Source organism: Rahnella victoriana, assembly GCF_004330295.1.
GTDB lineage: Bacteria > Pseudomonadota > Gammaproteobacteria > Enterobacterales > Enterobacteriaceae > Rahnella > Rahnella victoriana.
Map to the genome: position 1 here is coordinate 127482 of NZ_SJOJ01000006.1, position 19097 is coordinate 146578.

General features: G+C 56.1%; 16 protein-coding genes. 10 read left to right on the plus strand and 6 right to left on the minus strand.

Annotated elements, in window-relative coordinates; all coding sequences use genetic code 11:
* Window positions 1-116: 116 nt before the first annotated feature.
* From astE to EYY67_RS07165, 5 genes are read right to left on the minus strand one after another with little or no spacing between them, the layout of a single operon-like run.
* On the minus strand, window positions 117-1097 hold the full coding sequence (gene astE, locus EYY67_RS07145) for a succinylglutamate desuccinylase (RefSeq protein WP_131693199.1): 981 nt from the start codon (window positions 1095-1097) through the stop codon (window positions 117-119).
* Between the two features lie 20 nt (window positions 1098-1117).
* Complete coding sequence (gene astB / locus EYY67_RS07150) at window positions 1118-2461, minus strand: N-succinylarginine dihydrolase (protein WP_131693200.1); 1344 nt, start codon at window positions 2459-2461, stop codon at window positions 1118-1120.
* 10 nt (window positions 2462-2471) lie between these two features.
* Window positions 2472-3950 carry a succinylglutamate-semialdehyde dehydrogenase gene (gene astD, locus EYY67_RS07155; RefSeq protein WP_131693201.1) on the minus strand — a complete coding sequence of 493 codons (1479 nt, stop codon included), beginning with the start codon at window positions 3948-3950 and terminating at the stop codon, window positions 2472-2474.
* On the minus strand, window positions 3947-5020 hold the full coding sequence (gene astA, locus EYY67_RS07160) for an arginine N-succinyltransferase (protein ID WP_131693202.1): 1074 nt from the start codon (window positions 5018-5020) through the stop codon (window positions 3947-3949). The genes astD and astA overlap by 4 nt, the downstream gene beginning before the upstream one ends.
* Before the next feature lie 28 nt (window positions 5021-5048).
* Entirely contained in the window at window positions 5049-6269 is a 1221-nt protein-coding gene (locus EYY67_RS07165; protein WP_095922413.1) for an aspartate aminotransferase family protein, read from the minus strand.
* A 286-nt stretch (window positions 6270-6555) separates the two neighbouring features.
* Here EYY67_RS07165 and EYY67_RS07170 point away from each other — a divergent pair, with 286 nt between their 5' ends.
* The 7 genes from EYY67_RS07170 to EYY67_RS07200 all read left to right on the plus strand — a co-directional run bounded on the left by EYY67_RS07170 (window position 6556) and on the right by EYY67_RS07200 (window position 14053).
* Entirely contained in the window at window positions 6556-6801 is a 246-nt protein-coding gene (locus tag EYY67_RS07170; RefSeq protein ID WP_131693203.1) for a hypothetical protein, read from the plus strand.
* A gap of 245 nt (window positions 6802-7046) precedes the next feature.
* Entirely contained in the window at window positions 7047-8033 is a 987-nt protein-coding gene (locus EYY67_RS07175) for an autoinducer 2 ABC transporter substrate-binding protein (RefSeq protein ID WP_095922414.1), read from the plus strand.
* 269 nt (window positions 8034-8302) lie between these two features.
* The gene (locus tag EYY67_RS07180; RefSeq protein WP_119822290.1) at window positions 8303-9841 is read left to right on the plus strand and encodes a sugar ABC transporter ATP-binding protein; all 1539 of its coding nucleotides are present in this window, start codon (window positions 8303-8305) and stop codon (window positions 9839-9841) included.
* The gene (locus EYY67_RS07185) at window positions 9834-10823 is read left to right on the plus strand and encodes an ABC transporter permease (protein ID WP_095922416.1); all 990 of its coding nucleotides are present in this window, start codon (window positions 9834-9836) and stop codon (window positions 10821-10823) included. Before EYY67_RS07180 ends, EYY67_RS07185 begins: the two co-directional genes overlap by 8 nt.
* Before the next feature lies 1 nt (window position 10824).
* Window positions 10825-11778, plus strand: a complete 954-nt coding sequence (locus tag EYY67_RS07190) for an ABC transporter permease (RefSeq protein WP_095922417.1) — start codon at window positions 10825-10827, stop codon at window positions 11776-11778.
* A 29-nt stretch (window positions 11779-11807) separates the two neighbouring features.
* A complete protein-coding gene (locus EYY67_RS07195; protein WP_131693204.1) occupies window positions 11808-13448 on the plus strand; it encodes an FGGY-family carbohydrate kinase in 1641 nt (546 codons plus the stop codon).
* Window positions 13445-14053, plus strand: coding sequence for a KpsF/GutQ family sugar-phosphate isomerase (locus EYY67_RS07200; protein WP_095922419.1), 609 nt, complete (start codon window positions 13445-13447; stop codon window positions 14051-14053). The genes EYY67_RS07195 and EYY67_RS07200 overlap by 4 nt, the downstream gene beginning before the upstream one ends.
* A gap of 10 nt (window positions 14054-14063) precedes the next feature.
* Here EYY67_RS07200 and EYY67_RS07205 read toward each other — a convergent pair whose 3' ends face one another.
* Window positions 14064-15485: an aminotransferase-like domain-containing protein gene (locus tag EYY67_RS07205; RefSeq protein WP_131693205.1), complete on the minus strand. Its 1422-nt coding sequence runs from the start codon at window positions 15483-15485 to the stop codon at window positions 14064-14066.
* Window positions 15486-15853: 368 nt separating this feature from the next.
* Between EYY67_RS07205 and spy the strand changes: the two genes are divergently transcribed.
* From spy to EYY67_RS07220, 3 genes are all read left to right on the plus strand, one after another.
* Window positions 15854-16363, plus strand: coding sequence for an ATP-independent periplasmic protein-refolding chaperone Spy (gene spy / locus EYY67_RS07210; protein ID WP_095922421.1), 510 nt, complete (start codon window positions 15854-15856; stop codon window positions 16361-16363).
* A gap of 294 nt (window positions 16364-16657) precedes the next feature.
* A complete protein-coding gene (locus EYY67_RS07215; RefSeq protein ID WP_131693206.1) occupies window positions 16658-18724 on the plus strand; it encodes a carbon starvation CstA family protein in 2067 nt (688 codons plus the stop codon).
* On the plus strand, window positions 18717-19022 hold the full coding sequence (locus EYY67_RS07220; RefSeq protein ID WP_119822285.1) for a YbdD/YjiX family protein: 306 nt from the start codon (window positions 18717-18719) through the stop codon (window positions 19020-19022). Before EYY67_RS07215 ends, EYY67_RS07220 begins: the two co-directional genes overlap by 8 nt.
* Window positions 19023-19097 lie beyond the last annotated feature (75 nt).

Sequence of the window (19097 nt, forward strand, 5' to 3'; positions counted from 1 at the left end):
TAACGAAAACATGTAATGAATTCAACGCCATGCCAAATTCAATGAACATAAAATACTCACATGAAGGTTTCCTTGCAATACTGTATGAGCAATTCAGGAAGACATCTCGCAAAAAATCACATCTTCACCAGCATCAGCCCTGCCCTTAATCCCAAAGCCACATTTGGATTCGGGAACAACACCACTTCTTCCTCCGCTTCCACCCGGTAAGTTTTGCCGCTTTCCTGCGCGATCACAAAACCCTGGGTGAACGCCGTAAAATTCAGTGCATCCGCCGGGATAAAGAGCCGGAAATCGTCTTCTGAGCGGATCACATCCTGCACCACGCGGTAATGCATCAGCGGCGCAGTGGCTTCACGCACGGGCAACGGTTCGCCGCTGACCAGCGTTTCCAGCGCGCGGCGGATACCGGTGAACTGCGTGTGATCGTTGCTGCCAAACGGCAGCGCCTTGCCCAGTTCGAGTGTGCAACTGTCAGCCTGAAAAACATCGCTGCTGAAATGCGTAAAAGTGCCACCCGGCGAACGGTGATGCACCAGCGCATCCAGCCCGGCGGCCCCGAGCCACGCCAGCATCGCGTCGCTTTTCGGGCGCGACTGTAGCGGCAATAAACCAAAACGCACATGTTTCGATCCGCGGATCGCCGTGTGCAAATCGTAATGGAACCGCTGCGTGGTGCCCGCAGCCGTCGCACTGCGGTAAAACAGCGCCATCACCTGCTCGAGTTCCTGCGCCCGGCGGGTTTCATCGTTTGGCATATAACGCGCATGACGTCCGCCAAACATGCGGTTCATGTCCGCATCGGCAAATCGCTTATTGATGCGCATCGATGGCGGATTACCCAGCAACACCAGCAGCCGGACGCGTAACGGTCGTTCGCCTGCAAGCAATTCACTGACCAGCTGATTCAGCAATTCTATCGGCGCGGTTTCATTACCGTGGATACCGGCGGAAATCACCACCGCCACCTCACACGGCTGACGCGGTGACAGTTCGAGGATACCTTCGCCGCGCCATTGCCAGTCCAGCGTTTCGGTTTGTCCGGCGGGTTCTGTCACCGCGTCGCCGGAAAGCGTCGTCGCCAGTAAATCAAACATACACTCACTCCTGTGATGGCTCAGCGCTGGAAGGGATAAATCGCACCCAGCCCGAGAATATTGGTCAGCTCATCTAACGCCGTGCGCACTTCGGTCAGCAGTTGCGGATCCGCCAGATCTTTGGCCTGCATCCGGTCACGGTAATGCGTGTCCACCCAGGTGTTGAGCCGTGCGAACTGACTGTCACTCATCAGCGAGGCGACGTTCACCGCATTCAGTTCGTTGCGGTTGAGCGCCACCCGCAGACGCAGACAGGCCGGGCCGCCGCCGTTACGCATACTTTCGCGCAGATCAAACACTTCAATCTGATCGACCGGTCCGCCGCTGTCTTTCAGCGCCGACAGATACGCCCAGACACCGCTGTGCTGCCGCGATTCTTCCGGCACCACCAGCATCATTTTGCCATCCGTTTTACTCAGCAACTGGCTGTTAAACAGATACGTCGCCACCGCATCGTCGAGCGATACTTTCGATTGCGGCACTTCTATGGGTAAGAAATCCAGCTCAAGTGCCGCCATTTTTTTGCGGATTTCCGCCAGCGCTTTATCTGAATTCACAAACGCCTGTTCATGGTGGAACAGCACGTTGCCGTTGCTGACCGAAATCACGTCGTTGTGAAAAACACCGCTGTCGATGGCCTGCGGATTCTGCTGAATAAACACCGTGCGCTTTTCATCAAGCTGATGCAGACGCGCCACGGCGTCGCTGGCTAAACGTGTCTGACGCGCCGGATAACGCACCGGCTCGTTTTCACCGGTGACCAGCCCGTCACGTCCGTAAACAAATACCTGCACGCCGGGTTTATCGTAGGCACCGCACAACCGGTTGTGATTAGCCGCCCCTTCATCGCCCAGCGCCGCCACCTGCGGCAGCGCATCATGATGGGCAAAATACTTATCAGCATGGAACGTGGCACGCAAAATCGCGGACGTGGTTTCCGCCTCAATGGCGCGGTGAAATTTATTGTTCAGGTTGGCGACGGTGAAATGCACGCGCCCGTCCGCGCTGTCTGCCGATGGCGAAACCGTGGCAGCATTGGCGACCCACATGGAGGATGCCGAACTCAGCGATGACAGCAGACGCGGCGAATAGGCCTGCGCCTTGAGCAACACTTCGCGGTCGCTGCCGCCAAAGCCCATCTTGCGTAACGTGCTCATATGCGGGCGCTCGTGCGGCGGCAAAATCCCCTGCGCAAAACCAAGATCGGCCAGCGCTTTCATTTTCAGTAAGCCCTGCTTTGCCGCCAGACGCGGGTTTGCCACCGCGTTCTGGTTTTTTGTCGAGGCTTCGTTACCGAACGACAGCCCCGCGTAATGATGGGTCGGCCCGACTAATCCGTCGAAATTTGCTTCACATCCGGACATGCCTGTCTCCTCAGGTTGCACTTAAATCAATACCAGGCGACAACGTCGCAGGGAGTTCCAGCTTGTCTGTTTCCAGCGAGGCCATCGGCCAGGCGCAATAATCCGCCGCGTAATACGCACTCGGGCGATGATTGCCTGAAGCGCCGATGCCACCGAAAGGCGCGTTGCTTGATGCGCCGGTCAGCGGTTTGTTCCAGTTAACAATGCCTGCCCTTGCTTCCAATAATAGCTGCTCAAACTGATCCCGCTCAGCGGAGATCAGCCCGGTCGCCAGCCCGAAGCGTGTCTGATTGGCCAGCGCGATGGCCTCATCAAAATCGCTGTAACGGTAAATGCTCAGCAACGGACCGAAGTATTCTTCATCAGGAATGCCCGCCACGCCGGTCAGATCGATAATGCCCGGCGTCAGCACGGTATTGAGCGGATCCGGACGGGTCAGCAACAGCAACGGCTTGCCGCCCAGCGCCAGCAACTCATCCTGCGCTTTCAGCATGTTGCGTGCTGCCGCATCAGAAATCACACCGCCCATAAACGGCTGCGGCTCGTCGTTCCAGCCACCAATACGCAGTTGCATGGTCACATCCAGCAGACGGGCGATAAACGCATCGCCTGCCGCGCCCTCTTTCACCAGCAAACGGCGTGCGCAGGTACAACGCTGACCGGCAGAAATGAACGCCGACTGAAGGGTCAGATTGACTGCCGCATCAATATCTTTCACCGGCTCGACGATCAGCGCATTGTTGCCGCCCATTTCCAGCGCCAGAATTTTTTCCGGCTGCCCCGCCAGCTGACGATGCAACTGATAGCCGGTGCCCGCGCTGCCGGTAAACAGCAGGCCGTCGATATTGGCGCAGGCCGCCAGTGCCTCGCCGGTGCTGCGTCCGCCCTGTACCAGATTCAGTACGCCGTCCGGCAGGCCGGCCTGTTGCCATAACTTCACCGTTTCTTCGGCGGTTTTCGGCGTCAGTTCGCTCGGTTTGAACACCAGCGTATTCCCCGCCAGCAGGGCCGGAACAATATGGCCGTTCGGCAGATGACCAGGGAAGTTATACGGGCCGAATACTGCCAGCACGCCGTGTGGCCGGTGGCGCAGCACCGCTTCACCGTCCGGCATTGCCGTGTGTTTCTCACCGGTACGTTGCTGATTTGCCTCAAGTGAAATCGCCACCTTGCCGATCATGGCCTGAATTTCGGTCAGCGTTTCCCAGCGCGGTTTGCTGGTTTCCTGACTGATGATTTCCGCCAGCCGGGTTTTGTGTTCCGTCAGCAGATCCGCGAAACGCTGAATCACCTCTGCGCGTTCGGCCACGGTTTTACGCGCCCATGCCGGAAATGCCGTGCGTGCGGCGGTACAGGCGGCATCGACATCCTCCGCACTGGCGCTCAGCGCCGACCATAACAAGGTGTTATCCGCCGGATTGGTTTTGTTCAGCTGCGCGCCTTGTCCGCTGCGCCACTGGCCCTGAATAAAAAGTGCAGGTTGCATCATGCGAGACTTTCCTTTTTAAGAATTTGGGTGGCAGGCGTGATCGTGCTGCAGGGAAAAAGTGCCACGGCGCGTAAAGCATCGCCCTCGCCCACGCCGAGCAATTCAGCTTCTTCGGCGTTAAGGGTGAGGTTTTCCGGCGTTTCGCAGCCGGGTATCAGCAGGGCACGGAAGTTCTGATATTGCTCGTTGGCGACCAGATACAGCGGCTCGTCGCGGTCTCTGCGGTGTTCTGCCAGCCGCACCGGCAGCAGACGGCTCTCTTTTACCGCACGTAACTGATCGATTTCCCCTTCAAGCGTCGGGCCGGCATCGAAAATATCCACATAACCTTCGTAGCGCAGCCCTTCCCCTTCAAGCACGGCCCGCGCCGGGGCGGTTTGCGGATGGACTTCGCCGATCACTTCGCGCGCTTCATGACTCAGCAGTTCGGTATATAAAGGGTGTTTGGGCATCAGTTCGGCGATAAAGGATTTCTGTCCCATGCCGGTCAGGCGGTCGGCTTCGGCGAATTCCATACCGAAAAAATGCCGCCCGACGCTATCCCAGAACGGTGAATGGCCGCTGTCGTCTGACATGCCGCGCATCTCGGCAATCACCTTGCGCGAAAAATACTCGCGGAACGCCGCCAGAAACAGGAAGCGGACTTTCGACAGCAACTGGCCGTTTTTGCCGTGGCGGCAATCCGGATCGAGAAACAGCGTGCAAAGTTCGGTGTAACCGGTGTGATCGTTACTGAGAAACAGCGTCGGCACCGGCTTATAGATATTCAGGCTTTTAGAGGCATGAACCAGCGTACCGAGGCGGAAGTTGTACCAGGGTTCGCTCAGCCCGACGGCGACTTCAATGGCGCTGACGCCCACCACTTTCTGCTGTTCCGTGTCTTCGAGCACGAACAGATAACCCTGCTCGCCTTTATCCAGACGACCTTCCCAGGTCGCCACAGAGCGTTCAATACGCCCGCGTAAATGCGCTTCATCCTTGGGCAAAGACGTTAAACCGATGCCGGTTTTGCCTGACAACTGCAGGATATCGGCGAGATCGCCGGGCCGCACAGGTCGAATCAACATCATGATGCTCTACCTCATTTAACCCAATGAATCATACGCACAGGCGCGCCACGGCACGTTCCAGGCGGTTCAGCCCTTCTTCCACATCCGCACCGGGAATAATCAGTGATGGCGCAAAACGCAGCACGTTGGGTCCGGCAATCAGCGCAATTAACCCTTCTTCTGCCGCCAGCGTGTTCAGTTGTTTGGCCTGATCTTTATAACGTTCACTCATCACCGCACCGAGCAGCAGCCCCTGACCACGGACTTCGCTGAACACCTGATAGCGGTCGTTGATACGCTTAAGCCCGGCGATAAACCATTCGTGGCGTTTACTGACACCCGACAGCACATCCGGCGTATTGATCAGTTCAAACACTTTACCCGCCACCGCCGTCGCCAGCGGGTTACCGCCGTAAGTGGTACCGTGTGTGCCCGGCTGGAATAACGCCGCCAGGCGATCCGTGGTCAGCATTGCGCCGATCGGGAAACCGCCGCCGAGCGCCTTGGCGCTGGTCAGAATATCCGGCACCACGCCGTAATGCTGATAGGCATACAGCTCACCGGTGCGGCCAACGCCGGTCTGCACTTCATCGAAAATCAGCACGGCCTGATGTTTGTCGCAGAGTTCGCGCAGACCTTGCAGGAATTCACTGTCCGCAGGCACCACGCCGCCTTCGCCCTGAATTGGCTCGACAATCACTGCGCAGGTGTGGGAGGAAATCTGTCCGGCCACCGCCGCCAGATCGTTAAACGGCAGATGGGTGATGGCCGGAGGCAGCGGCGCAAAATCTTCAGAATATTTCGGCTGACCGCCTGCGGTGACGGTAAATAAGGTGCGTCCGTGGAAGGCATTTTTGAAGGCGATGATTTCATTCTTTTCGCCGCCCGCTTTATTGCCAGCCAGACGCGCCAGTTTCAGCGCCGCTTCGTTGGCTTCTGCGCCGGAGTTACAGAAAAAGACTTTGTCCGCAAAGGTGGCATCAATCAGCTGTTTCGCCAGACGCAGCACCGGTTCGTTGGTGTAGCCGTTACCCAGATGCCAGACTTTATCCGCCTGCTCATGCAGGGTTTTACGAATTTCCGGATGCGCGTGGCCGAGCGCATTGACAGCGATGCCGCCCGCAAAATCGACATAATCTTTGCCAGCCTGATCCCACAGCCAGGATCCGTCGCCACGCACGGGAATGAACGCCGCCGGGGCATACACCGGCACCATCCAGTCATCGAAGTTCTGGCGGCTGACGTTTTGCGGTTGCTGTTGGTGTTCCATATAAACCTCTTCAATGTAAGGCCAGTGACTGGCTGAATTCAGGGTGCAGGCGTCCGCCCCCCATACCGGCAGGAATGCTCGTTATTAGTTTGTTATTTAAAAGTTAATAAATAATCTCACTCAGTCACATCATAGAGTGCAGTCTTCATGCCAGCAAAGGAAAAAAGTGAATAAAAAAAGTCACATCCAGAAAAAACAACCACTTAAAACCGGCTGTTATTCACTTTAATTGCATAAAAAATGAATAAAAGAAAAAATCCCCTTTCACAGCAACGAGGGGTAAAGAATGAGTATGCAGGGAGTTATTTTCATTTCGGCGGGATTTATTGTGCAGGACTGTGATCCGGCGCGTATCCGCCATGCCCCCTTAAGAACGACTGCACCTTTGCGGTGCTGCGCACGCACTTTTATCGCGCATCGGATCTGCGTGACTGCCCTCACACTCTGCGCAAATAAAACGCAGCAGGTCGCTTTGCTTTCTGAAAAAGGGCGCATTCACGCCGGTGATGTTCATTTATTGTTAATACAATGATCCAAAATGGTTAATTTGTTATCGGTAACGCACCCCAACTTTCTTCCCGGCCACTGCCTTTAGATTTTAATTAACTTATATTTAACATTAAAGAATACATATATTAACAATAAAGGACTTTGATCACATTCCATTCACGTCTGCGCGAAAACCGCTTTCCCCTTCAGTTAATCTCTGAATGTGGATTACATCACCACTGCCCGTTCCCCTACACCAGAACAGAACATCATAAGAAAGGTACAGACATGAAATTTAACCTCGCATTAGTTAACGCATGTGTGGTTTCAGCATGCATGTTATTCACGACACCGACATTCGCCGCCAAGCCTTACGACATCGCCGTCGTCGCCAAAGTCACCGGCATTCCCTGGTTCACCCGCATGGAAGTCGGCGTAAAAGAAGCCGCGCAAAAACTGGATGTGAATGCCTATCAGGTCGGCGCGTCGACGCCGGACCCGGCGCAGCAGGTCAAAGTGATTGAAGATCTCATCGCCAAAAAAGTCGATGCCATTATCGTGGTGCCGAACGATGCCAAAGTGCTGGAGCCGGTGCTGAAAAAAGCCCGCGATCAGGGCATCGTGGTATTAACCCATGAATCGCCGGATCAGCAGATTGGTCAGTGGGATATCGAAACCATCGACAGCCAGAAATATGCGCAAGCGAATATGGATGAGCTGGCAAAAGATATGGGCGGCAAAGGCGGTTACGCTATTTATGTCGGTTCCCTGACCGTGCCGTTGCATAACGCCTGGGCAGATGCCGCGATTAAATATCAGAAAGAAAAATACCCGGATATGCATGAAGTCACTTCACGCCTGCCGGTGGCAGAAAACATCGATAAGTCTTACTCCACCACGCTGGATCTGATGAAAACCTATCCAGACCTGAAAGGGATTATCGGTTTCGGTTCCCTCGGCCCGATCGGTGCCGGTCAGGCCGTTCAGCAGAAACGGGCGAAAAACAAAATCGCCGTTGTGGGTATCGCCATGCCTGCTCAGGCTGCGCCATACCTGATGCGCGGTGATGTGAAGAAAGTGCTGCTGTGGGATCCGAAAGATGCCGGTTACGCTTTAGTCACCGTCGCCGACCAGCTGTTGCAGGGTAAAGAAGTTACCAAAGACCTGAGCATTGAAGGTTTAGGCAAAGCTGATGTGGATATGGATAAACACGTGATTCGTTTTAATAAGATTCTGGAAGTCACACCAGAGAATGCGAAATCACTCGGCTTCTGATTTCGTTTTTTAATTATTCAATTTACCGGAGATAAATTCATCTCCAGCGCCACACCAGGCAAATAGAAACAGATACGGCGATGTTTGCTGTGCCGTATCTGAATTTCTAATCAGACATTGAAAACTTATACCCTAAATAATTCGGGTTGTGGGAAGGCGGCAAATGAGTGAATCCCGATCAGCTTACATAAGTAAGTGATTCGGGTGAGCGAGTGCAGCCAACGCATCCACAGCGTGAAGTATGAAGGGTATGTTGTAAGGATAATGTGATGAACACTCTCACTCCGTCGTCCAGTTCGCGCACGTCCCCTGCCCCTGCCGAGGCTTTTATCAGCCTCGAAAAAATCAGTAAAAAATTCCCCGGCGTATTAGCGCTGGATAATGTCAGCCTGACGCTGAATAAAGGCGAAGTGCATTGTCTTGCGGGTCAGAACGGCTGCGGCAAGAGCACCATTATTAAAGTCATTTCCGGGGTTTATCAGCCGGAAAAAGGCGCGGCCATTACGCTGGACGGAAAACTCTTTCATACCCTGACGCCGCAACTTTCTTCTTATTACGGCATTCAGGTGATTTATCAGGACTTGTCTTTATTCCCCAATTTATCGGTCGCCGAAAATATTGCCATTCACCGTTATTTACCGGGGGGTGATTTTTGGGTACATCGCGAGGCAATGCGCAAAAAAGCTGTGGCGGCGATGCAACGGGTCGGAGTTTCTCTGGATCCGGATCGTAAAGTCGAAAAGCTGTCGATCGCCGACCGCCAGTTAGTGGCAATATGCCGTGCCATCGCCGCTGACGCCAGTCTGGTGATCATGGATGAACCGACGGCGTCCCTGACCCGCACCGAGGTCAACGGCCTGCTGCGGGTGGTGAATGAGCTGAAAGCCGCCGGTATCTGCGTGGTGTTTGTCAGTCACCGTCTGGATGAAGTGATGGAAGTCGCCGACCGGATCAGTGTGATGCGCGACGGCAAACTGGTCGGCACCTATCCGGCCAGTGAACTCGACAGCAATGAGCTGGCGTTCCTGATGACCGGACAGCGTTTTACCTACAGTCATCTGCCGCACCGCGCGCCCGCCGACGTGACGCCGCTGCTGGAAGTCAGCCATCTGAGCCGCAAAGGCCAGTATCAGGATATTTCGCTGTCGTTGCGTCAGGGCGAAATCACCTCGGTTATCGGCCTGCTCGGTTCGGGGCGCACCGAACTCTGTCTGAGCCTGTTCGGCATGAGCCAGCCGGATAGCGGCGAAATCCGCGTCAACGGCAAGGCGGTGAAATTTCACAGCAACCGCGACGCTATCCGCCACGGTATCGCTTATGTGTCGGAAGACCGGCTGACGCAGGGGCTGATCATGGAGCAATCCATTTACGACAACACGCTGGTGTCGATTTTCGACAAGCTGCATACCGGCACCGGGCTGATGGATCACCGCAAGGCCGCGTCAGTGGTAAAAGACCTGATCCGCGATTTGAACATCAAAGTCTCGGACAGTGGTTTACCGGTGAAGACGCTTTCCGGCGGGAATGCGCAGCGTATCGCCATCGCCAAATGGGTGGCGACGCAGCCGCATATCCTGATCCTCGATTCGCCGACCGTCGGCGTGGATATCGCCAACAAAGAAGGAATTTATCGCATCGCCCGCGATCTGGCGGAGTCCGGCATGGCGGTGCTGATGATTTGCGATGAAATTCCTGAAGCATATTACAACAGTCACCGCGTGCTGGTGATGCGCAAAGGCCAGCTGGTGGCGGAATTCGCGCCGCACCAGAGCAGCGAAGCGCAGATTGCGGAGGCGATCAATGGCTAACACTTCTCTCTCGAAACTGTTCTCCCGGCATGAATTCTGGCTGGGATTGCTGGTACTGCTGCTGGTCATCGGCCTGAGTCTCAGTACCCGTGAATTTATGACGCTCGGCAACCTGACGGACGTCGCCACCAGTTATGCCATTCTCGGCATTCTGGCCTGCGGACTGTTTGTGGTGCTGATTGCCGGTGGCATCGACATTTCCTTCCCGGCCGTCACTTCCATCGGCCAGTACGTGATGGCGAGCTACATCATTCATCATGGCGGCAGCTTTCCGCTGGCGTTTGCCCTCTCGATGGGCACCGGCTTGCTGCTCGGGCTGGTCAACGGGTTTCTGGTGTACTGGCTGCGCGTTCCGGCGATCATTATCACCATCGCCACGCTGAACCTGTTCTACGGGTTGCTGGTGTATCTGACCAACGGCACCTGGCTGTACGGTTTCCCCGACTGGTTTATGAACGGCATTAACTGGTTCTCCTTTACGGCCGCCGACGGGTACGACTATGGCCTGACACTGCCGCTGCTCAGCCTGCTGGGGGTGATTATCGCCACCGGCGTACTGATGAACCGCACCCGCGTGGGGCGTCAGATTTATGCCATGGGCAGCAACCGTGACGCCGCATCGCGCCTCGGCCTGAACATCTTGCGGCTGCATTTTTACGTCTACGGATTTATGGGATTACTGGCGGGCATTGCCGCCGTGGTACAGGCGCAAATTACCCAGTCAGTCGCCCCGAACTCTTTGCTGGGTTATGAACTGACAGTACTGGCGGCGGTGGTATTAGGCGGCACCAGCATGACCGGCGGGCGCGGCTCGCTGACCGGCACCCTTCTCGGTGTCATGTTGCTGGCCTTCCTGCAAAACGGCCTGACCCTGCTGAGTATTTCGTCTTACTGGCATCAGGTTTTCAGCGGCGTGATCATTCTGGTCAGCATCAGCAGCACCGCGTGGAATGAAAAACGCAAACTGGCAAAGGGGATGTGACATGACGACCTTAACCCGATTCTTCCCCGGCGACCGCATCATCCGTTTGCAGTTGCTGATCATCGTCGCCGTGGCCGTGTTGTTCTCGTTCACGCTGGGCGGCAGTTTTTACAGCGTCGGCAATTTCCAGTCGATCTCCTCGCAGTTGCCGGTGCTGGGCATGCTGGCGCTGGGGATGGGCATCACCATGCTCACCGGCGGCATCAACCTTTCTGTGATTGCCGGTGCTAACGCCTGTTCGCTGGCGATGGCCGCCATTCTGGTGGCGCATCCGGGTCAGCCGCAATATTTCGTGCTGGCGATGCTCGCCGGTCTGGCGGTGGCGGTGGCGATTGGCGTGCTCAATGGCGCGCTGATTGCGTATATCGGTGTCTCGCCGATTCTGGCAACGCTCGGCACCATGACGCTGATTGCCGGACTGAATATTCTGCTGACCAACGGCGCGGTGATCTCCGGCTTTCCGGCGGCAATCCAGTATCTCAGCAACGGCAGCCTGCTGGGCATCCCCGTCGCCCTGTTGCTGTTCCTGCTGGTGGCACTGCTGTTGTGGGTGTTACTCGAACACACCACCCTCGGCCGCAGTCTGTATCTGATGGGGTCCAACGAACAGGCCACACGGTTCAGCGGCGTCAACACTCACAAAGTGACCATTGCGGTGTACGTGCTTTCCGCCCTCCTCGGCTGGGGCGCGGCACTGCTGATGATGTCCAAATTTAACTCGGCAAAAGCAGGCTATGGCGATTCGTATTTGCTGGTGACCATTCTGGCCTCCGTACTCGGCGGGATTAACCCCGACGGCGGATTTGGCCGGGTCATCGGGCTGGTACTGGCGCTGATCGTGCTGCAAATGCTGGAAAGCGGCCTGAACCTGATGGGCGTCAGCAGCTACCTGACAATGGCCCTGTGGGGCGGCGTCCTGATCCTGTTTATCGCTCTGCAAAACAGAAAATCTTAAGCGAAAGCTTTTTACCGAAGGGAAAGAACATGGCGAGTTATTTTGTTGGAGTTGACGTAGGAACCGGCAGCGCCCGTGCGGGCGTATTCGACATGACCGGCCGCATGGTCGGTCAGGCCAGCCGTGAGATCACGCTGTACCGCCCGAAAGCCGATTTCGTTGAGCAATCTTCCGATGAGATCTGGCAGTCGGTCTGTAACGCGGTAAAAGACGCGGTCAATCAGGCTGACATCAACCCGATTCAGGTCAAAGGCATCGGCTTTGATGCCACCTGTTCGCTGGTGGTGCTGGATAAAGAAGGCAAACCGCTGACTGTCAGCCCGTCCGGACGCAGCGAGCAGAACATCATTGTGTGGATGGATCACCGCGCCATCACGCAGGCCGAGCGCATCAACGCCACCGGTCACCGCGTGCTGGAGTTTGTTGGCGGGATTATTTCGCCGGAAATGCAGACGCCAAAATTGCTGTGGCTGAAACAGCATATGCCGACCACCTGGAACAACGTCGGGCATCTGTTTGACCTGCCGGACTTCCTGACCTGGCGCGCCACGCAGGACACCACCCGGTCACTCTGTTCCACCGTCTGCAAATGGACCTACATCGGTCACGAAGACCGCTGGGACCCGAGCTATTTCCGCCAGATCGGGCTGGAAGATTTGCTGGAAAACAACGCGGCGAAAATCGGCAGCGAAGTGAAAACCATGGGCGAACCGCTCGGCCACGGCCTGACTCAGCGCGCCGCGGCGGAAATGGGGCTGATGGCGGGCACGGCGGTCAGCGTGTCGATTATTGACGCCCACGCAGGCAGCCTCGGCATTCTCGGGGCCAGCGGCGCTTCCGGTGAATCCGCCGATTTCGACAACCGCATCGCGCTGATTGGCGGCACCTCCACGGCGCACATGGCGATGTCGCGCAGCGCGCGTTATATCGGCGGCATCTGGGGACCGTATTACTCGGCGATCCTGCCGGATTACTGGCTGAACGAAGGCGGGCAATCCACGACAGGCGCACTGATTGACCACGTGATCCAGTCACACCCGTGTTATCAGGATTTGCTGAAACAGGGCAAAGACAGCGGCAAAACGATTTATGAAGTGCTGAACGGCATCCTGCGCAAAATGGCCGGCGAACCGGAGAATATCGCCTTCCTGACCAAAGACATTCATATGCTGCCCTACTTCCACGGCAACCGTTCACCGCGCGCCAATCCGACGCTGACCGGTACGCTGACCGGGCTGAAACTGTCACGCACGCCGGAAGACATGGCGCTGCATTATCTGGCGACCATTCAGGCGCTGGCGCTCGGCACCCGTCACATTATCGAGACCATGAACCAGAGCGGTTACCGCATCGATACCATGATGGCCAGCGGCGGCGGCACCAAGAACCCGGTGTTTGTGCAGGAGCATTCCAACGCGACCGGCTGCGCGATGTTATTGCCGGAAGAAAGCGAAGCGATGTTACTCGGCAGCGCCATGATGGGCACCGTCGCGGCGGGCGCGTATGACTCATTGCCGGAAGCCATGGCGGCGATGAGCCGTATCGGCAAAACCGTCACGCCGCAGACCAACAAAATCAAAGAGTATTACGATCGCAAATACAGCGTATTCCATGAGATGTACAACGACAGCATGAAATACCGCCGCCTGATGCAGGGGGAAACCGAATGAATGCAGAGGAAGAATTTGCCCTCGCGTGTCAGGGCTGGCAAACCTACAGTCAGGAATTGCTGGCATTGCAGCACCATCTTGATGCCGATATCTGGCAGCAACTGCTGACGCTGGTGACCGGCTGTAAGGGCAAAATTGCGGTCACCGGCGTGGGCACGTCGGGGATTGCGGCGCGGAAAATCGCGCATATGCTGGCGTGCGTTGAACAGCCTGCGGTGTATCTCAGCGCCACCGATGCCGCGCACGGCGATTTGGGTTTTATGCGCAGCAACGATCTGATGATTTTGATTTCCCGCGGCGGCAACTCCGAAGAGCTGACGCGCCTGTTACCGACGCTGAAAGCCAAAGGGGTGGCGATCATCAGTGTCACGGAGAATCTGGATTCGGCGATTGCCCGCGCCGCCACGCTGGTGCTGAAAACGCATATCCGGCGGGAAATCGACCCGCTGAATATGCTGGCCACCACCTCCATCGTGCTGGTGCTGGCGGTGTTCGATGCACTGTGCGGCAACATTATGCTGCGCAACGGCTTCGATCAGCAGCGCCTGCTGAAAGTGCATCCGGGCGGCAACGTCGGCAAAACGTTGCGCGAGCAGGATGTCTGAAACGTGACTTTTACCCGTTAATCTCTTCCGCCACCAGCGCCGCCAGTACCGAGATGGCGCGCGCGGTGTGCGGTCCCCATTCGAACGACGTATTGATGCGGATGCAGTGACTGAAACGCTCATCGGCGGAGAACATGGTGCCCGGCGCGACGCTGACGCCTTTGGCCAGCGCGCGCTGATAAACCCGCGCCGCATCCACGTTATCGCCCAGATCCAGCCACAGAAAATAGCCCCCCGCCGGTTGTGTCACCGACACCTGCGCCGGAAACTCCGCCAGGATCGCATGACGCATCGCCATCTGCCGTTGTTCCAGCATGCGCCGTAAGCGTCGCAGGTGCGTATCATAACCGCCCTTGTGCAAATAATCGGCCAGCGCCAGTTGCACCGGCACGCTGGCTGACAAGGTGCTCATCAGTTGCAGGCGTTGAATACGTTCGGCATACGCTCCCGCCGCCACCCAGCCCACACGAAAACCCGGTGCGAGAGATTTTGAAAAAGAGGAGCAATGCAGAATTTCGCTGCGGTAAGACGACGCTTTCAGCGGTACTGTCCGCTCGCTGCCAAAATGCAGTTCGTTGTAAACGTCGTCCTCGATCAGCGCCACCTGATGCTTTTGCAACAATTCAACCAGCCTTGCCTTGTTCTCCGGCGGCAAACTGCATCCCAGCGGATTTTGAAAACTCGACATCAGCCAGCAGGCTTTGACCGGATAGGTTTCCAGCGCCTGTTGCAGTGCATCCGGATCCATGCCGTATCGCACGTCGGTGGGAATGGCGACGGCTTTCAATTTGCGCCGCTCAATGGCCTGCAATACGCCATAAAATGCCGGTGACTCAATGGCAACCCAGTCGCCCGGTTCGGTTACCGCCTGCAAACTCAGACCAAGGGATTCCATCGCACCCGAGGTAATGACGATTTCATCCGGGGCCACTTCAATGCCGTTCTGCGCATAGCGCCGGGCAATGCTGCGGCGCAGTTCTTCGTTGCCGGGCGGCAGATTGGCAATCGCACTGTGCGGCGACATGCGGCGGACGGCGCTGGCAAGAGAACGCGCCAGACGGGGCTGAGGGAAAAGTGTCGGATCAGGAAAGGCTGAACCGAGCGGCACGACAAAAGGATCCTGCCCGGCTTTCAGAATATCGAAAATGGCGTCATTTACGTCCACCTGTTCCGCCGCATGCAGCCGTTCATCTGCCGCAGCCCGCACCGGACGCTGCGCTCCCGCCGCCACGTAATAGCCGGACTGCGGACGGGCGACAATGACTCCCTGACTTTCCAGCAACTGATACGCCTGCAATACCGTCATCAGACTCAGGCCGGATTGTTTGCAGGTATCGCGTAATGAAGGAAGACGGTCGCCCGGCAGCCAGACCTGGGTCTCAATTTGTCTGCGCAATGTGCGCGCCAGCGTTTCGTAACGGGATTCAGCCATAAGTCATCAGCACTGTTATAGATGTTGTTAATCAAATGATAACTATTATGCCTGATTGTGGCGCTTTTACCTGAAGTAAACCGCGGCACAACATTCATCACTCTTTACCAGAGAGGTCTGGTGGTGAAACATTCACCGTGTTAATGTGGTTACTCACCGCATTACTCAGATTTATCCGAACCATCCTTCACACCTGTTCGCGCAACCTTACGCTTTCTAAACATTTTCTCCATGATCGCCGGAAAAATGACATTTCGCCTTTCACTCTTTTACATCTTCCCCGCATTACTATTCATTGGAATGAGTAGACTTGTTTACGTCGAAACAAAACGGGCGAATTGCCTGAATCTCCAATGAGGAATTTAATTATGCGTAAACTTACCGCAATGATTGTGGCTTCAACTCTGGCTCTTAGCTCTGCTTCTTTCGCGTTCGCTGCTGAAACCACCGCCACACCGGCAACTGACGCAACGACCGCGCCGCACGGCAAAATGCTGCACCATAAAGGCCCGCACCACATGAGTCCGTTCGCTGGCCTGAACCTGACTGAGCAGCAAAAAACTCAGATGAAAGAGATCATGAAAGACAGCGGCGCGCGTCCTGACCGCGCAGCAATGAAAGCGCAGATGGATCAGATGCACAGCCTGGTGGCGTCCGACAGCTTCGATGAAGCCAAAGTGAAATCGCAAATTGATACCATCACCAAAGCCCAGTCTGACCGTATGCTCGACCGCGCCCGTGCTGAAAACAAAATGTACAACCTGCTGACACCTGAGCAGAAAAAACAGTTCAATGAGAACTACCAGAAACGCGCTGCCAAAATGGAACAGATGCGTGACCACAAACCAGGCCAGGAAAAACCAGCAACCGCTGAATAATCACTGACCTCTGAGAACACACCGGCCCCTCGTGGCCGGTTTTTTTTTGTTTTTTTTGCTACCCCGCCACAACTTTTCTGCCAGCCGGTCTGCGTTCCCTGCGCAAAGCGTCAACCCCATCACAGATTCATCTTTAACTTCATACTTTTTTGTTCAAAAACATTATTTTTAAACAGTAATTTAACATAGGTGCAACGTTATGACGGCTGCGCCGACCCTTACCTCTCTACCTCACACTCTCTACATAAAAAGTGGCCCGCCTTGCGCAGGACCACTCACAAGGAGTTGTACATCATGAAAAGCGTCAAGTCCGGGATTACCTGGCTGGTGGTGGCGTTAATCGGGGCTTTTGCCTTTGGAATGCTGGCCCTGAGCCGTGGCGAACACGTTAATGCCCTCTGGCTGGTGGTCGCCGCCATTGCCTGTTACAGCATTGCCTACCGTTTCTACAGTCTGTTTATCGCTGAAAAAGTCTTTGAACTCGATGACAAACGCCTGACGCCCGCCGAACGTCATAACGACGGGCTGGATTACGTGCCAACCAACAAATGGGTGTTATTCGGTCACCACTTTGCGGCGATCGCAGGCGCAGGCCCGCTGGTCGGCCCGATCCTGGCGGCTCAGATGGGCTTTCTGCCGGGCACCATCTGGATTTTAGTCGGCGTGATGCTGGCGGGCGCGGTACAGGATTTCCTGATCCTGTTCATTTCCACCCGTCGCGATGGCCGCTCTCTGGGTGAAATGGCGAAACAGGAACTGGGTCATTTCGCTGGCGTCGTGACCATGCTCGGCGCGCTCGGTGTGATGATCATCATTCTTTCCGCGCTGGCCTTAGTGGTGGTCAAGGCGCTGGCTGACAGCCCGTGGGGTCTGTTCACCATTGCCGCCACCATTCCGATTGCCCTGTTTATGGGCATCTATATGCGTTTCCTGCGTCCGGGGAAAATCGCAGAAGTGTCGGTGATTGGCTTTGTGCTGATGATGCTGGCCATCGTGTATGGCGGCAATGTCGCCGCCGATCCTTACTGGGGGCCATTCTTTACCCTGCACGGCACCACGCTGACCTGGGTGCTGGTGATCTACGGCTTTATCGCCTCCGTTTTACCGGTCTGGCTGCTGCTGGCGCCGCGCGATTACCTGTCGACATTCCTGAAAATTGGCGTGATCGCCGGTCTGGCGGTCGGTATCGTCTTCGCGATGCCGGAAATGAAAATGCCCGCCGTCTCCCGCTTTATTGATGGCAGCGGCCCGGTGTTCTCCGGCAGCCTGTTCCCGTTCCTGTTTATCACCATCGCCTGCGGCTCGATTTCGGGTTTCCATGCGCTGGTGTCCAGCGGCACCACGCCAAAACTGGTTGAGCGCGAAAGTCACATCCGCTTTATCGGTTACGGCGCGATGTTGATGGAATCCTTCGTGGCGATCATGGCGCTGATTTGTGCGTCCGTTATCGACCCGGGTGTGTATTTTGCCATGAACTCACCGGCAGCCCTGATCGGCACCACGGTGGAAAGTGCCTCGCAGGTGATCAACGGCTGGGGCTTTGTCATCACGCCGGAAATCCTGACCCAGATCGCCAAAGATGTGGGCGAACAGTCGGTACTTTCCCGTGCCGGTGGCGCACCGACCTTCGCCGTCGGGATGGCGCACATTATTACCGAGGTGTTCAACAGCCGCGCGATGATGGCTTTCTGGTATCACTTCGCCATCCTGTTTGAAGCCTTATTTATTCTGACCGCCGTGGATGCCGGCACCCGCGCCTGCCGCTTTATGGTGCAGGATCTGGTGGGTGTCGCCGTCCCTTCTCTGGCCAATAACCGTTCCTGGATAGGCACCTTCGCCGGTACGACCGTCGCCGTCGCAGGCTGGGGCTTCTTCGTGTATCAGGGCGTGGTTGATCCGCTGGGCGGGATCAACACCCTGTGGCCACTGTTTGGTATCGGTAATCAGATGCTGGCGTCGATGGCGCTGATCCTGGGGACCGTCGTGCTGTTCAAAATGAAAAAACAGCGTTATGCGTGGGTGACTATTTTGCCGACCATCTGGCTGTTTATCACCTCCATGACAGCGGGCTGGCAGAAGATTTTCCATGAAAAACCGTCAATTGGCTTCCTCGCGCAGGCGAAGAAATTCAATGCCGGGATCGACAGTGGCGAACTCATCAAACCGGCCAAAACGCTGGCAGACATGCATACCATCGTGCTGAACAATCAGATCAACGCCATCCTGTGCGGCTTCTTCATGCTGGTGGCGGTCACTATGCTGATTTCAGCGTTCTTCGTTATCCGCCGCGCGCTGCAATCCGACACCCCGACAGTGCATGAAACCGCCATCGTACAACGTCGCGAGGCCCGCCATGTCTGAGTCACGCGCGTTATTCAAAATATCGCGGCCTGCTGCGCTGCACATTATCCGCTGCCAGCCTTTATTCACCGTGCAGCCAAAACCGCACAATGTCACCGACTGGCTGAAACTGGCGATCAAACGCACCGCGCAAAGTTTCCGCCTGATGGTCGGTGTGCAGGATTATCAGAATTATGTCCGGCATATGCAGGTCCGGCACCCGGAAATGCAACCCATGACCGAGCGCGAATTCCACCGGCGATGTCTGGAAGCGAGGTTCCCGAGCGAAGGCGGGAAAATGGGGAAATGTCCGTGCTGAGTGAGTATCCTTCGGCACAATAAAAGAACATGGACCTTCCCCTTTCAACAGGGGAAGGCTGCCCGCCGGAATCTC